12 protein-coding genes and 1 pseudogene are annotated in these 14,165 nt (G+C 48.7%); 4 read left to right on the top strand and 9 right to left on the bottom strand.

Annotated features, from left to right (window positions below):
- Positions 1–245 precede the first annotated feature (245 nt).
- From mdsA to mdsC, 3 genes are read left to right on the top strand one after another with little or no spacing between them, the layout of a single operon-like run.
- Positions 246–1,472 carry a multidrug efflux RND transporter periplasmic adaptor subunit MdsA gene (gene mdsA / locus J4645_RS00545; RefSeq protein WP_001254860.1) on the top strand — a complete coding sequence of 409 codons (1,227 nt, stop codon included), beginning with the start codon at positions 246–248 and terminating at the stop codon, positions 1,470–1,472.
- A complete protein-coding gene (gene mdsB / locus J4645_RS00540; protein WP_000673156.1) occupies positions 1,469–4,636 on the top strand; it encodes a multidrug efflux RND transporter permease subunit MdsB in 3,168 nt (1,055 codons plus the stop codon). The genes mdsA and mdsB overlap by 4 nt, the downstream gene beginning before the upstream one ends.
- A 16-nt stretch (positions 4,637–4,652) precedes the next feature.
- Complete coding sequence (gene mdsC, locus J4645_RS00535; protein ID WP_023214871.1) at positions 4,653–6,110, top strand: multidrug efflux transporter outer membrane subunit MdsC; 1,458 nt, start codon at positions 4,653–4,655, stop codon at positions 6,108–6,110.
- A 67-nt stretch (positions 6,111–6,177) separates the two neighbouring features.
- Here mdsC and J4645_RS00530 read toward each other — a convergent pair whose 3' ends face one another.
- The 9 genes and pseudogenes from J4645_RS00530 to J4645_RS00490 all read right to left on the bottom strand — a co-directional run bounded on the left by J4645_RS00530 (position 6,178) and on the right by J4645_RS00490 (position 12,939).
- Entirely contained in the window at positions 6,178–6,537 is a 360-nt protein-coding gene (locus tag J4645_RS00530; protein ID WP_000722978.1) for a DUF4156 domain-containing protein, read from the bottom strand.
- 57 nt (positions 6,538–6,594) lie between these two features.
- On the bottom strand, positions 6,595–6,819 hold the full coding sequence (locus J4645_RS00525; protein WP_000737124.1) for a membrane protein: 225 nt from the start codon (positions 6,817–6,819) through the stop codon (positions 6,595–6,597).
- A gap of 10 nt (positions 6,820–6,829) precedes the next feature.
- Positions 6,830–7,471 (bottom strand): helix-turn-helix transcriptional regulator, encoded by a 642-nt coding sequence (locus J4645_RS00520; RefSeq protein ID WP_023214870.1) that lies wholly within the window; start codon positions 7,469–7,471, stop codon positions 6,830–6,832.
- Between the two features lie 143 nt (positions 7,472–7,614).
- Entirely contained in the window at positions 7,615–8,139 is a 525-nt protein-coding gene (locus tag J4645_RS00515; protein WP_023225868.1) for an Ail/Lom family outer membrane beta-barrel protein, read from the bottom strand.
- A 401-nt stretch (positions 8,140–8,540) separates the two neighbouring features.
- Positions 8,541–9,029, bottom strand: a complete 489-nt coding sequence (locus J4645_RS00510; protein WP_023214869.1) for a hypothetical protein — start codon at positions 9,027–9,029, stop codon at positions 8,541–8,543.
- Complete coding sequence (locus J4645_RS00505) at positions 9,002–9,745, bottom strand: transcriptional regulator (RefSeq protein WP_023214868.1); 744 nt, start codon at positions 9,743–9,745, stop codon at positions 9,002–9,004. The genes J4645_RS00510 and J4645_RS00505 overlap by 28 nt, the downstream gene beginning before the upstream one ends.
- 99 nt (positions 9,746–9,844) lie before the next feature.
- Positions 9,845–11,419: an EAL domain-containing protein gene (locus tag J4645_RS00500; RefSeq protein WP_072206335.1), complete on the bottom strand. Its 1,575-nt coding sequence runs from the start codon at positions 11,417–11,419 to the stop codon at positions 9,845–9,847.
- Positions 11,420–11,931: 512 nt separating this feature from the next.
- Positions 11,932–12,232: pseudogene (locus tag J4645_RS00495) on the bottom strand (hypothetical protein).
- On the bottom strand, positions 12,205–12,939 hold the full coding sequence (locus J4645_RS00490) for a membrane protein (protein WP_001005861.1): 735 nt from the start codon (positions 12,937–12,939) through the stop codon (positions 12,205–12,207). Before J4645_RS00490 ends, J4645_RS00495 begins: the two are co-directional and overlap by 28 nt.
- A 663-nt stretch (positions 12,940–13,602) precedes the next feature.
- On the opposite strand from J4645_RS00490, the gene J4645_RS00485 reads away from it, so the two are divergent.
- The gene (locus tag J4645_RS00485; protein WP_000062033.1) at positions 13,603–14,139 is read left to right on the top strand and encodes a fimbrial protein; all 537 of its coding nucleotides are present in this window, start codon (positions 13,603–13,605) and stop codon (positions 14,137–14,139) included.
- The last annotated feature ends 26 nt before the right edge of the window (positions 14,140–14,165 follow it).

The following is a 14,165-nucleotide window of genomic DNA, read 5'->3' as shown; positions in this document are numbered from 1 at the left end:
AGAAAGCCTAAAGCTTGCCATTGTGGGAAGGTCAAGCGTATTCAGGCTGCACGGTTCGGCGAGAATGTGAGATGGCTCATAAAAGAGGATGATGCGAGACATTTACGCCACGATGCCGCCCCACGCCCCGTAAAAACCCGTCAGGAACGCTTGACCTTTCCTTCGTTGTAACGCCTAGCCTTTGCCAAAAATTCTGCGGCAGCGTTGCGGAATGGCCGACACGCTGCGGTAAAGAGGGAAACGACATGCGTAGAACATTCAAAATTATGTTGATAGCCGGCGTCATCGCCGCCATCGGGGGCGTGATTTATATGGCCGGCGAAGCACTATGGGATAAAGGCAACGCCGTCGGCCCACCGGCCAGCGCGCCGCCTCCACCGTCGGTACCGGTTGCTAAAGCCCTTAGCCGCACACTCGCGCCTACGGCGGAATTCACCGGTTTTCTGGCCGCGCCGGAGACCGTGGAGCTGCGTTCGCGCGTGGGAGGAACCCTTGACGCCGTCAGCGTTCCGGAAGGACGTCTGGTAAGCCGCGGACAACTGCTGTTCCAGATCGATCCGCGCCCGTTCGAGGTCGCCCTCGACACCGCCGTCGCGCAATTACGTCAGGCTGAAGTACTGGCCCGCCAGGCGCAGGCGGATTTCGATCGCATTCAACGACTGGTCGCCAGCGGCGCCGTATCACGTAAAAACGCTGACGATGTCACCGCCACGCGTAATGCGCGACAGGCGCAGATGCAATCGGCCAAAGCCGCCGTCGCCGCAGCGCGCCTTGAACTCTCCTGGACCCGTATTACCGCGCCCATTGCCGGACGCGTTGACCGCATACTGGTGACCCGGGGCAATCTGGTCAGCGGCGGCGTAGCGGGTAACGCCACGCTTCTGACGACTATCGTGTCTCACAATCCCATGTATGTGTATTTCGATATTGACGAAGCCACCTGGCTGAAGGCGTTACGGCATACCCGCTCCGACAAAAATCCACCGGTAGTCAACATGGGGTTAACCACCGATAACGGGCTGCCTTATCAGGGCGTACTCGACTTTATGGGCAATCAGATGAACCGCAGCACCGGCACTATCCGGGCGCGCGCCGTGATTCCTGACCCCGACGGAATGCTTTCTCCCGGCCTGTTTGCCCGAATCAGTTTGCCCATCGGCGAGCCGCGGGAAACCGTGCTAATTGACGATCTGGCGGTGAGCGCCGATCAGGGCAAAAACTATGTGCTGATCGTCGGCAAGGAGAATCAGGTGGAGTATCGTCCGGTTGAGTTGGGACAAATGGTCGATGGACTCCGCGTCGTTACACAGGGAGTACAGCCGGGAGAAAAAATCATCCTCAAGGGGCTGGTGCGTCCTGGCATGACCGTTGCGCCGCGTCTGGTGCCGATGCGGCAGAATGTGACCGATAAACAGACCGCGACATTGACTAAAGCGGACGGCGACAGCGCGTCGAAGGCGGTGCGCCAATGAAATTCACCCACTTTTTCATTGCACGCCCCATCTTCGCCATCGTCCTGTCGCTGTTAATGCTGCTGGCTGGCGCTATCGCCTTTTTAAAACTGCCGCTGAGTGAATATCCGGCCGTTACGCCGCCCACGGTACAGGTTAGCGCCAGCTACCCCGGCGCTAACCCGCAAGTGATTGCCGATACGGTAGCCGCGCCGCTGGAACAGGTGATCAACGGCGTTGACGGCATGTTGTATATGAATACCCAGATGGCCATTGATGGTCGCATGGTTATCTCTATCGCCTTCGAACAGGGAACCGATCCTGATATGGCGCAAATTCAGGTGCAAAACCGGGTATCCCGCGCGCTGCCTCGCCTGCCCGAAGAAGTCCAGCGAATTGGCGTTGTAACGGAGAAAACGTCCCCCGATATGTTGATGGTGGTCCATCTTGTCTCGCCGCAAAAACGCTATGACTCGCTTTACCTGTCTAACTTCGCCATCCGGCAGGTTCGCGACGAGCTGGCCCGTTTACCCGGCGTCGGCGATGTTCTCGTCTGGGGCGCGGGCGAGTACGCCATGCGCGTCTGGCTGGACCCGGCGAAAATCGCCAACCGCGGTCTTACCGCCAGTGATATCGTTACGGCGTTGCGGGAACAAAACGTACAGGTCGCCGCCGGTTCCGTCGGGCAACAGCCGGAGGCCTCCGCCGCTTTTCAGATGACAGTAAACACGCTGGGCCGCCTGACCAGCGAAGAACAGTTCGGCGAGATTGTGGTAAAAATCGGCGCTGACGGCGAGGTGACGCGACTGCGTGATGTCGCCCGCGTCACGCTGGGCGCAGATGCCTATACGCTGCGCAGTTTACTGAATGGCGAAGCGGCGCCAGCGTTACAGATTATTCAAAGTCCGGGCGCCAATGCGATTGACGTGTCTAACGCGATTCGCGGCAAAATGGATGAGTTGCAGCAAAACTTCCCGCAGGATATCGAATACCGGATTGCCTATGATCCTACGGTCTTCGTGCGCGCATCGCTACAATCGGTGGCGATTACGTTGCTGGAAGCCCTCGTGCTGGTCGTCCTTGTCGTGGTGCTGTTCCTGCAAACCTGGCGGGCGTCCATTATTCCTCTGGTGGCGGTTCCCGTTTCGCTGGTCGGCACCTTTGCCTTGATGCACCTGTTTGGCTTTTCGCTGAATACGCTTTCGCTGTTTGGTTTGGTCCTGTCGATAGGTATCGTTGTCGATGACGCCATCGTTGTGGTCGAAAACGTGGAACGGCATATCTCGCAGGGCAAAAGTCCCGGAGAGGCGGCAAAGAAGGCCATGGATGAAGTCACTGGTCCCATTCTTTCTATTACCTCGGTGCTAACGGCGGTCTTTATCCCTTCCGCATTCCTGGCGGGCCTGCAGGGTGAGTTTTATCGTCAGTTCGCGTTGACCATCGCTATTTCGACCATCCTTTCGGCCATTAACTCACTGACGCTCTCCCCTGCGCTGGCCGCCATTTTGTTAAGACCGCACCACGATACTGCGAAGGCTGACTGGCTAACGCGGTTGATGGGCACGGTCACTGGCGGTTTTTTCCATCGCTTTAACCGTTTCTTCGACAGCGCGTCGAACCGCTATGTTAGCGCCGTCCGTCGGGCCGTGCGCAGCAGCGTCATTGTGATGGTGCTCTATGCTGGCTTTGTGGGGCTGACCTGGCTTGGCTTCCATCAGGTGCCGAACGGGTTTGTGCCTGCGCAGGATAAATACTATCTCGTCGGCATCGCCCAGCTCCCAAGCGGCGCATCGTTGGATCGCACAGAGGCGGTCGTGAAACAGATGTCCGCTATCGCGCTGGCGGAACCCGGCGTTGAAAGCGTCGTCGTCTTCCCCGGCCTGTCGGTTAACGGCCCGGTAAATGTGCCAAATTCGGCGCTGATGTTCGCCATGCTGAAACCCTTTGACGAGCGTGAAGATCCTTCGCTTTCCGCTAACGCTATCGCCGGAAAGCTAATGCACAAATTTAGCCACATTCCCGACGGATTTATTGGCATCTTCCCGCCGCCGCCGGTTCCAGGGCTTGGCGCGACGGGCGGCTTTAAATTGCAGATTGAAGATCGTGCGGAACTGGGATTTGAAGCGATGACAAAGGTGCAAAGCGAGATTATGTCTAAGGCGATGCAGACGCCCGAACTGGCCAATATGCTGGCCAGTTTCCAGACGAACGCCCCGCAATTACAGGTGGATATCGACCGGGTGAAGGCGAAATCAATGGGGGTATCGCTCACCGACATCTTTGAAACGTTGCAAATTAACCTCGGATCGCTTTACGTCAACGATTTCAACCGATTTGGCCGCACCTGGCGGGTGATGGCGCAGGCCGATGCGCCATTCCGTATGCAACAAGAGGATATCGGCCTGCTTAAAGTCCGCAATGCGAAGGGCGAGATGATCCCGCTTAGCGCTTTCGTCACGATTATGCGCCAGTCGGGGCCGGACAGAATCATCCATTACAACGGCTTCCCCTCGGTAGATATTAGCGGTGGACCGGCTCCGGGCTTCTCCTCCGGACAGGCGACGGACGCGATTGAAAAGATCGTGCGTGAAACGTTGCCGGAAGGGATGGTCTTCGAATGGACCGATCTGGTTTATCAGGAAAAACAGGCCGGCAACTCCGCGCTTGCTATCTTTGCGCTGGCGGTGTTGTTGGCCTTCCTGATCCTGGCGGCGCAGTATAACAGTTGGTCGCTGCCCTTCGCCGTCCTGCTTATTGCGCCTATGTCATTACTCTCAGCCATTGTCGGCGTGTGGGTATCTGGCGGAGATAACAATATCTTTACGCAGATTGGTTTCGTGGTGCTGGTCGGCCTGGCGGCCAAGAACGCCATTTTGATTGTCGAGTTTGCCCGCGCCAAAGAACACGACGGCGCAGACCCGCTGACCGCCGTGCTGGAAGCGTCACGCCTGCGTCTACGTCCTATCCTGATGACCTCATTCGCCTTTATCGCAGGCGTAGTACCGCTGGTACTCGCGACGGGTGCCGGCGCGGAAATGCGACATGCGATGGGCATCGCCGTGTTTGCCGGAATGTTGGGCGTCACGCTCTTTGGCCTGTTATTGACGCCTGTATTTTACGTGGTGGTTCGCAGGATGGCATTAAAGCGTGAGAACCGCGTTGATTCACATGATCAGCAAGCATAATGATGGGAATGGCATAATGAAGATCACTTTTACAGGCTATCGGCAGACCGCCACGCTGGCGACGCTTGCTTTCGTCACCACGCTTGCTGGCTGTACGATGGCGCCGAAGCACGAACGCCCCCCATCGCCGACTGCGATGGTCTATCCCTACGCAACGTCAACCGTTTCTGGCGCGCCGGATGCCGCTGACATTGGCTGGCGTGATTTCTTCCACGATCCGCTTCTACAGGAACTGATCGCGATCGCGTTACGCAATAATCGGGATTTACGCAAGGCAGGGCTCAATGTTGAAGCCGCCCGGGCGTTATACCGTATTCAGCGCGCGGAGATGCTGCCGACGCTCGGCATCGCCACCGCCATGGACGCCGGTCGCACTCCCGCCGATCTCAGCGTCACGGACGAGCCTGAGATTAACCGACGCTACGAGATGGCTGGGGCGACGACGGCCTGGGAACTGGATCTCTGGGGGCGAGTGCGAAGCCTTAGCGACCAGGCATTAGCCGCCTATATGGCGCTTGATGAGACGTACATTGCGGCGCGAATGAGCCTGGTTTCCGAAGTCGCCAGCGCCTGGCTGACGCTACGGGCTGACCGGGAGCTGCTGCGCTTAACCGAGGATACGCTGGCCGCGCAAAAAAGTTCATACACATTGACAACCCAGCTTGCCCGGACAGGCAACGCCACACAGCTCGATCTGCGTATGGCGGAGATCGCGCTGCGTTCTGCCGAAATCAATCGCGCGGCGTATACGCGACAGTTGGCGCGGGATCGTAACGCGCTGGAATTGCTGTTGGGCCAGCCGCTCACGCCTGAACTGTCGCGTCGACTAAACGAGGCGGTCACGCTTACGGAAGGCACGATCCCGACCACTCTGCCAGGCGGATTACCGTCAGATCTGCTGGTACGCCGCCCGGATATTCGCGCCGCCGAGTACAGGCTGCGCGGCGCAAACGCCAGAATAGGCGCAGCGCGCGCCGCCTTCTTCCCGACCATCAGCCTGACAGGCACGGCGGGAACGGCCAGCGCGTCTCTTAGCGGACTCTTTGAACCGGGATCGGGAAGCTGGCGTTTTCTACCGCAAATCACCTTGCCTCTCTTTCACGGCGGCGCATTACGCGCTGACCTGGATAGGGCGCATGTCCAAAAACAGATTGAAATCGCCAGGTATGAAAACGTTATTCAGCAAGCCTTTCGCGACGTGGCGGATGGTCTGGCGGGACAGCGTACGCTGAATGACCAGGTGCAATCAGAACAACGCGCGGTTGAAGCCAGTCAAATCGCCTATGAGCTGGCCGGACTCCGTTTTCAGGAAGGCATCGATGACTACCTTACGCTGCTTGATACCCATCGTATGCTTTATGGCGCGCAACAGCGCCTGGTACGCACACGTCTCATGCAACAGCTGAATATCATTAATCTGTATAAAGCATTAGGCGGCGGTTGGCGGGAATACAGCGAGAAAAAGCAAGGTTAGCCCAAATAGCGCGCGTCGCCAGTGCGGCGCGCGCGCTAAACAGGCATATATTGCCTGCAAAATAAGGTTAACGAGGGCAACGATAAACGTTCCCGCTTAACGTGACATTCGTTTGTTTGCTTGAGCCCGAACCGTGCCATGAACTTCCTGTCTGGCCTGCACGCTGGGTTAACAGGACTACCGTATTTCCGCCCATTTTATAAGCTTTGTTTTTCAGGTCGTTACGGGCACCCGTTTCCAGGTTACTGTTGGAAGTCCAGCCACCGGTAAAGAAATTCCCCTGGCTGCCCGTGATATCCCCTAAGTAGCTGCATTCCTTACCTGGCTCGCTGGTCATCACCCGTACCTGTTCAGCGCCATAATTCAACGAATTAGCGCTACATGCGGTTAAAGCCAAGCCGACGAAACATACTAAGATCTTTTTCATACTAATACCTGGTCTATTAATCATTAAATAATAACGCGTTCTTGCTTCTGAACGCCGTCAAGGAACTATATTTAAGATGTAACGAATGTCTTTCATTTGCTGAAGAAAAGTCTCTGTCATGATGCTATCATGTATGCTTGAGGCTATTTCTTGTTCAGTTTTTTCAATATGCTCTCTGAGCCTTATTTTTGTTTTTTCGTCAAGCGCCGAGATAAGTATCTTAATGGCAAGCAGCAAAGTAGGATTGATGCTTTCACACTCTCTCATCGTTAACTTTTTCATCTTGTTTGCTTCAAGCCTGATCGGCGTTTTTGTCTACACGGCAAATTTTAGATGCGAAGATATGGCGACTTCTTTGGTAAATAAATAGCAAATGGAAAAAGCGTTTGAAGCCATATTTACGACAGATACGCAATCTATGAATGTACAAAGTCTTACGACTCATGCCATAGCTACTGGCGATCTGACTCATCGACTTTTTATATAAAAAGTGCCATAACAACTCCTCCTCCTTTTTTGTCAACGGCGCAAGTTCACCGACCGCTACATCGTTTGCACAAGCGTATTTAATGAAATGTTCAATAAAAACAGGCTTTGCCAAATCGGGATCGATATCAGGATCTCTATCGCAGCCATGTGGATAAAGTTTTCCAATATCTCTGCGCGTGAGCCAGATTCGACGAGCATGTGGATAATGCTGCATGAGCGCCTTAAAACCTTTCCAGACCCCCTGAATCAAAACTCGTCCATCAATAATAATTATGATATCTTCGCTAGCTGATATCTGACACGGATTATATTCTCCATTGAGTGGGAACATAAAGCACTTCCCATCCTCAAAGAGTGAAGCGATGCCTAAATAAGTATAATAATCATCCGTTAAAACTATACCTATCGTTTTTAACGGAAGTTGTTCCGATAGTGAATTTATCATAATTTCATCAATAGAATAACGCTACGGTGAGTGTTTTATCTTCCTCTTAAGATTACCTGAGCGATCATAACCATCCCTATTCTGTAGCAGCGCCATATTATTTTTAATTCCTTGCCATAAACGTAACGCTTATACTTTTAATATCAGAAGCGATAACCTACGCTGACACCAAATGTATTGGTATCCACAGCGAAGAAACGACTGGCTTCCCATGATGCATCGATAGATATACTCTTAACTGGATTAAATATTACGCCAGCGCCGTAGGCAAAGGAGTCTTCTTTTGAGTGTTTATTAAATTTCATCGTCACTATACCCGCATTGCCGTACAGGCTCACATAGTCATTAAAACGATATGTTGGTCCAAACATCAAAGAACCATAGTCCACAGAATCGGAACCATTTTTATGCAACTTCCCCTCTTTCCAGGTGTAGTTCTCCATTTCATTGCGCGTCGCGGTGAATGAGCCTAACATCCCCCAGGTCTCATTGAACTCGTAACGATATTTAAAATTAAAGCCTCGCAGATCTTTGCTATCGCTATTTTTCAATGAACTGAGATGAGTTTGTGCATAACCAAACGATACGGTGTGCTGATCGTTAGCCAAAGCTAAAGGTGACGCTAATAATAAACCTAAAAAAACAAGGAACGAAGACCGTCTTTTCATTAAAACCACTCCATTTTTGATATATAATTAAGGCGGTACCGGAACTTATGGCACACAAATAGCATTTAGATTAAGAGCACCTAATGCGCTTATTACCAGTCATGCCAACTGCGGAGGTAATATAACCTGATATATTCGATAATGGATATGAAATCAGTCTTACAGAGTTCTTACTTTTTTATTAATAGCGGATTCATAGTTGCTTCAGACCCGCTCCTGGCATCTTATCCGTCAGGCGGGCTGCGAGAGGTTATCAGCGAGTATCAGTTACCTCCATGAAGAGTAAAAAATTCATAACTAATTGTTTTATATGCATTTTAATTGATTATTGAGTTAACCTTTACCTTTGCGGAGGGCAATTTCGCAACTCGCTTTCTGACGCATTCAGACAACATTCAGATCTACTGCGCGGTACAAACGTTATAAAGCTGCCGATTAAGAGAATAGAAAAAGGTTTTCTCACCCACTTTAGATATTCGAATCTCATTAGCCGCTTCCGGATGCAGAACCCGTAAATATGATAACAGATCGCCAGCCGTGTCCGTGGCAAAGGCTTTTACCTGGGATACTTCGAACGTATAAACACCAGGCGCTGTTCGATGTAAATTTTTCATATACACGTCCCGGTATAATATTTTTATACCGTTATCTTTTGTTTTTATTTCATATTGAAGCGTAATTCTCTTCATCTTAAAATCAAGAACAAGACTGCCATCGGCATGGATATCTTTAGGCTGTATCGTCGTTACCGTTCTTGTCGTACATAAAAATTCATTAGTATTAATAGAACTATGGTTACTGTTTCGTACCCAAACTACCATCAGTACGACTGAAACAGCCAACATACCAAGCGTCGCCACGCTTAATAACGTTCTTTTATGGAAATGCATTTCGGCTCCGCTATATCAAGTTGGTTAAGACACTGGACAAAAATATTTGTATTAGGAACGCGAATGTAATAAATGATTTTTCCGTTTTGTTTATGTATTTCATTACTCATCTCGGAGTACGCTTCAACGATATCCGTCAGATGGGTTTTATCATGCCCGACACTATAAAAAGTGTATCCATCATACGAACCCTGGAGGGTAAAGTAATCAATATTTTCACCCTTAACTTTATACATCATAAAAAACATCAGAAGCGCGGCCAGGCAAAAGTAGAGCCAATCTTTTTTATTCACAGCGTCCGGTATTGGGGTAATAATAGTGTCATCGCGCCGCACTTCAACCGTCGATAATTCTGTTTCAGCAACAGCAGGCAACGGCGTATTTTGCGCCTCATCACTCAACGGCTCAATGGAAACTGAGAGTAAAACACCCACGCGGGGACGAGTCACAACAGACGCCCCCTTAAGACCAATTTTATCAAATGATCCTCGTAGCTGGTTAATCAGTTTGTAATAACTGGCATCAGAGACCACGACACCTTTGCGCCCCCAGACATAGTTAATTAAATCATCTTTTTTAAAAAGGCCTTCATGAAAAGCGATAAGCAAACTGCGTTCCGATTCAGATATCGTTATCGACTCTCCGGCGCAGGAAAGCGTCATTCGTTCACAATCAAGAATAACTCTTTTGTCAATCAGATAATTGTTCTGACTCATAAAAATATCCGCCCCAGTGCTATCACGTTTCTTCACGGCATAAACATATTACCAGGATATATCGCGCTATTGAATTTTTTTCCGTAGCGAGCTCCTGTATTATTCAGCCACCAGGCCGCTCGCGGATCCGTTTTCCCCTTTGAGCAAACCATTTTGCCTCTGGGCCGACTTGCCAAGCCAGCTCATAAAGTCATTAGCCCCCATCGGCCTGGCATAAAGAAATCCCTGAACGAATCCTACCCCGTGGCTTAAGATGTAACGCAATTGGTGCTGGGTACTGACCCCTTCGGCAACCACATTAAGCCCCAGTCGCTGACTCAGCGTAATGATAGTATCCAGGACAGGAACATCATTGCTGCTGGTATCAATGGTATCGATAAACGTTCTGTCTATTTTAAGGTAGTCTACAGGTAATTGTTGGAGATAGGAGAGTGAGCAATAGCCGGTCCCAAAATCATCAATCGCTATTAACACGCCTTTTTCACGGAGCGTTGAAAGTTTTTCTGCGACCTGTGAAGGTTCTACAATCAGGCTACGCTCGGTGAGCTCCAACATAAGCGTTATCGTTCCCAAACGAGTCCTGAGCGCCTCTATATCTTGTATAAAACCGTCATCCATAAGATGCGCAGGCGATATATTTACGCTGATATAGAAATCATCCGGTACAGTCCAGTTTATCACGTCATGAGCAATCAGTTCGAAGAGATGACGAGAGAGTGGAATAATCATGCCTTCATTTTCTGCGGCGGTAATAAAAATATCCGGGGTTATAAAACGGCCATCCGGTTGCGGCCAGCGCATTAGCGCCTCCACGCCACCGCAACTACCGTGTTTAACATTAAAAACAGGTTGATAATGTACCGTAAACTCATTGTGTGTTATTCCCCTGGCAATCTCCCGGGCCAGAGATAAACGTTTTAAATACCAGCGCCTGTAGAACAACATCATCCCTACAGAAAGACACAATGACAGCGGAACAAAAATAAAAAGGTTTTGTAACCAGTATGCCGATAACGTTGAGAAAGGGGTTCGTACCATCAGCTGGATAGTGTGATCGGTTGAGGTGAACCGCTGCGTTAAAAACGCCTTACCGCGCAACGTCGCAGCGCTGGTAATCGCCTCCCCTGCGCCGAATGTCAGGCTAAAGGCTGATGCTCTCTCTGCAGCCAATATCTCCATGAGCTCCTGGACATACTGCGAGTCCACAATGACGAAAGCCGCTTTATTCGCTGCTACTTTTTTCACATAAACCACAACAAGGCGATTGGGTCCTTCGGCCATACTACCGATAGATCGCAACCACCGTTCCGGATAAGAAGCAGGTAAAGAAAGCCCTGCCAGCCGGGAAAAATGATAGCGTTCGGTTCCTGTGACAAAGGAGCAAGTGATATCACCATTTTCCAGAAACCCAATGTCACGGACATAAGGAGTGAAGGCCCGCGTTCTGGACAGTTCTTTCAGCGTGTCAGTGCAGGAACTCTCAGCCAGTCTGGCGGCTTTTCCGGCGACTTGCCAGGAGGCGGCAGATATATCCGCGCTAAACCGCAGCAGCGTATTGGCGCTGACGGCGATATCTCGTTTTAGCTGGAAGATACCCGCGAGTAACCCCACCAATATCATGACGATCAGTGGAACGGCAATAAACAACATCAGAAATAGCTTTCTTACTTTCAAATCATTGCCCTCTTACCGGCCTTCCTTTTGCCACTGTACGCTTTTATAGGATAACTAAAGTAACATTAATATAGAAAAGCAATATTGAGAGATAGGTTATACGTTCTTAATGATAGCAAGATAGCACTCCCTGTGCCGAAAATAGACAAGAAAATATCAATACCCAACAGGTGCAGGATACTATCGTTAAAATAAGCGATAGCAGATATCTAAAATACAGACGCATTCAATATGTTAGCCTGATACCAGGTTCGCTGCCTGATGAGGCGTAACCATCATGGAACGAATTCCCATCAATACAGGGATTATTGGCTACAACTCAACGTTACTACTGGTGGTACACACATTATACAAATGCCGATTAAGCGAAAACATGTAGGTATTTTTCCCAATTTTTACCATCTTTAACTCATTAATCGTACCAGGCTGTAACAGTCTCAACCAGGAAAACAAATCGCCAGCAGTATCAGACTCAAAAGTCTTAACTGAATTAACTTTAAAAGTAAATGTTTTCATACCCGTTCTGCGCAGTTTGCTGATGCAGATGTCACGAAAAAAAAGCCGTTTTTCTTTCGTATCGGTAGTAACATCGTAGTGTAGGGTAATCCTGCCGGATTTAAGATCCAGCACAAGTCCACCATCCATGTACAATTTTCGTGGCGCAATATACGCTTCTGATTTTGTCGTGCATATAAGATTATTGGTTCTATAAGAGTCACGATTTACCCACTCAAGCGCTATTACCGATCCGATTGCGACAATGGCGATAAATATTACAAATATAATCAGTAACGTTCTTTTACTGTAATACATTTTGGCACCGCCATTTCAACAGGATTTAAGCATTGCAGAAAAATATTCATGTTAGGCTCCCTGATATAATAAAGATGGCGTCCATTTTGCCGGTAAATTTTAATTTTTAGAGAGTTAAAAGCAAAAACTACTTCACTTAATGTGACCTTATCCTCTTTTGTTTTATAGATTGCATAATCGTTATATTCGCCAAGATATGTAAAAAAACTATCAGAGCTGTTACGAACAGGCGCTTTATATATAGTAAATACACCATAGAGCAATGCCAGAAGAATGGCTCCTGTTAATACCACAAATACGCTGTGACGTTTAATTTTGTAAAATATGTTCTCCCGAGTCGGGGTGCCCTTAACGTTTTCATCACTCACCTTGAGGGAGGTGATTTTTTTTATAGGTTCAATGGCAACAGACAGCGACACCCCCACCCGAGGGCGAGTTACGATATCAGATGGCTGTAGACCGATGCTACTAAAATCATTTCTCATTTGATTAATGAGTTTATAGTAACTTGATTCTGAGACGCAGCCTCCACGATTTTCCCAAACAAAATGAATAATATCTTCTTTTTTGTAAAGACCATGCCAAAAAGCAAGAAGCAGATGGGTCTCAGCTTCTGATATCCTGATTATCTCATTACCATGCGATAAGGTCATCTTCGTACTATCAAATACAACACGCTTATCAAGTAAAAATATGCTTTCATTCATGACAATCCTAAAGGTAACTGCATCCATCATTCAGACGACATATTATCATGCTCAAAAAAGAATTCAGCCCCCTAATTAACCTGAGTTTAACTTATAAGTCTCACTTATAGTAAACAATAATTGACACAAGTATTACCTGCACATTACAAATCAAACAGTTATAGGTAAATCTGAACACTTTTCTTTACCTTAACGCAAACTCAGGAAACTTCTGAAAGGCCAAAAGTAAGAAAAAAGTAAGACTAATTATACTGTTTCAGAAGCACATTTCAGAAAATTTACCTTAATCTCACCATCGTATTATCCATCAGGAGGTTTAACTGATGCGGATTTTACATAGCAAAAATGTGCAGGTTTGTATTGCAACATAGTCTATCTATTCAGACGCGGAGAGAATTGTTATCGGATTACACTCAATCAAATGATAACACTATCAGTTGTACTAATGAGATGTATGGACGAAAGCGCTTATCGCTCTATTTCATGATAAGAGAAATAAGTCTGTTTGTTTTATATCGCATTATCAATAGTCAGGAGGATATAGCTCACATCCAAAAATAGAGTTAATGATCGTTATTTTTACCACTCCTCCATAAGCACGAAACATTCGGGCGAATTGCACTCGTCCTGAAAAAGTAAAGATTAATACAGGAACATTATCATATGTCTATGAAAAAGTATTTAGCAATGATCACAGGCTCACTTCTTGTCTCCAGCAGCGCGATGGCTGTTTCTGATAACACCATCACCTTTCAAGGGGAAGTCTCTGATGAAACATGCTCTGTCGTGATTAATGGTAATCAGGCTAAACCCGTCGTGTTATTACCAACAGTAAGTACTAAAGATTTATCAGAACAAGGGAAAACTGCGGGGCCAATAACGTTTGATATTGGGCTGTCCGGGTGTACCGGCTCTAAGGACAAAACAACAAAAATTTCCACTGTCTTTGTCGGTAATCAGGTCACCAGTAACGGTAACCTGGGTAATACTGGCAGCGCGAAAAATGTTGAAGTCCAATTACTCGACACTTCAGGGGAGCCAATCAATCTGACCGGCGGCTTTACTGGCGACGGCGACCTACAGCTGGAACCAAATGCTTCTGAAGCGAGCGCGACTTATACCGCGCGGTATTACTCTACCGGGAAAGCAGAGGCTGGGACAGTCGCTGCCACCCTACAATACGCCGTTTCGTATAAATAATTGTCGCTACGGTCTGGCGTTGAAAC

It is taken from the genome of Salmonella sp. 32082101201600294FB01SM01 (genome assembly GCF_017572865.1).
GTDB classification, from domain to species: Bacteria; Pseudomonadota; Gammaproteobacteria; order Enterobacterales; family Enterobacteriaceae; genus Salmonella; species Salmonella enterica.
Note: the sequence above shows the minus strand (reverse complement) of the source record. Positions and strands in the feature narration are given on the sequence as shown.

Excerpts from the sequence above, each read along its gene's own strand:
- mdsA (WP_001254860.1), top strand. The coding sequence starts at position 246 with ATGCGTAGAACATTCAAAATTATGTTGATAGCCGGCGTCATCGCCGCC.
- mdsB (WP_000673156.1), top strand. The coding sequence starts at position 1,469 with ATGAAATTCACCCACTTTTTCATTGCACGCCCCATCTTCGCCATCGTC.
- mdsC (WP_023214871.1), top strand. The coding sequence starts at position 4,653 with ATGAAGATCACTTTTACAGGCTATCGGCAGACCGCCACGCTGGCGACG.
- J4645_RS00530 (WP_000722978.1), bottom strand. The coding sequence starts at position 6,537 with ATGAAAAAGATCTTAGTATGTTTCGTCGGCTTGGCTTTAACCGCATGT.
- J4645_RS00525 (WP_000737124.1), bottom strand. The coding sequence starts at position 6,819 with ATGAAAAAGTTAACGATGAGAGAGTGTGAAAGCATCAATCCTACTTTG.
- J4645_RS00520 (WP_023214870.1), bottom strand. The coding sequence starts at position 7,471 with ATGATAAATTCACTATCGGAACAACTTCCGTTAAAAACGATAGGTATA.
- J4645_RS00515 (WP_023225868.1), bottom strand. The coding sequence starts at position 8,139 with ATGAAAAGACGGTCTTCGTTCCTTGTTTTTTTAGGTTTATTATTAGCG.
- J4645_RS00510 (WP_023214869.1), bottom strand. The coding sequence starts at position 9,029 with ATGCATTTCCATAAAAGAACGTTATTAAGCGTGGCGACGCTTGGTATG.
- J4645_RS00505 (WP_023214868.1), bottom strand. The coding sequence starts at position 9,745 with ATGAGTCAGAACAATTATCTGATTGACAAAAGAGTTATTCTTGATTGT.
- J4645_RS00490 (WP_001005861.1), bottom strand. The coding sequence starts at position 12,939 with ATGAATGAAAGCATATTTTTACTTGATAAGCGTGTTGTATTTGATAGT.
- J4645_RS00485 (WP_000062033.1), top strand. The coding sequence starts at position 13,603 with ATGTCTATGAAAAAGTATTTAGCAATGATCACAGGCTCACTTCTTGTC.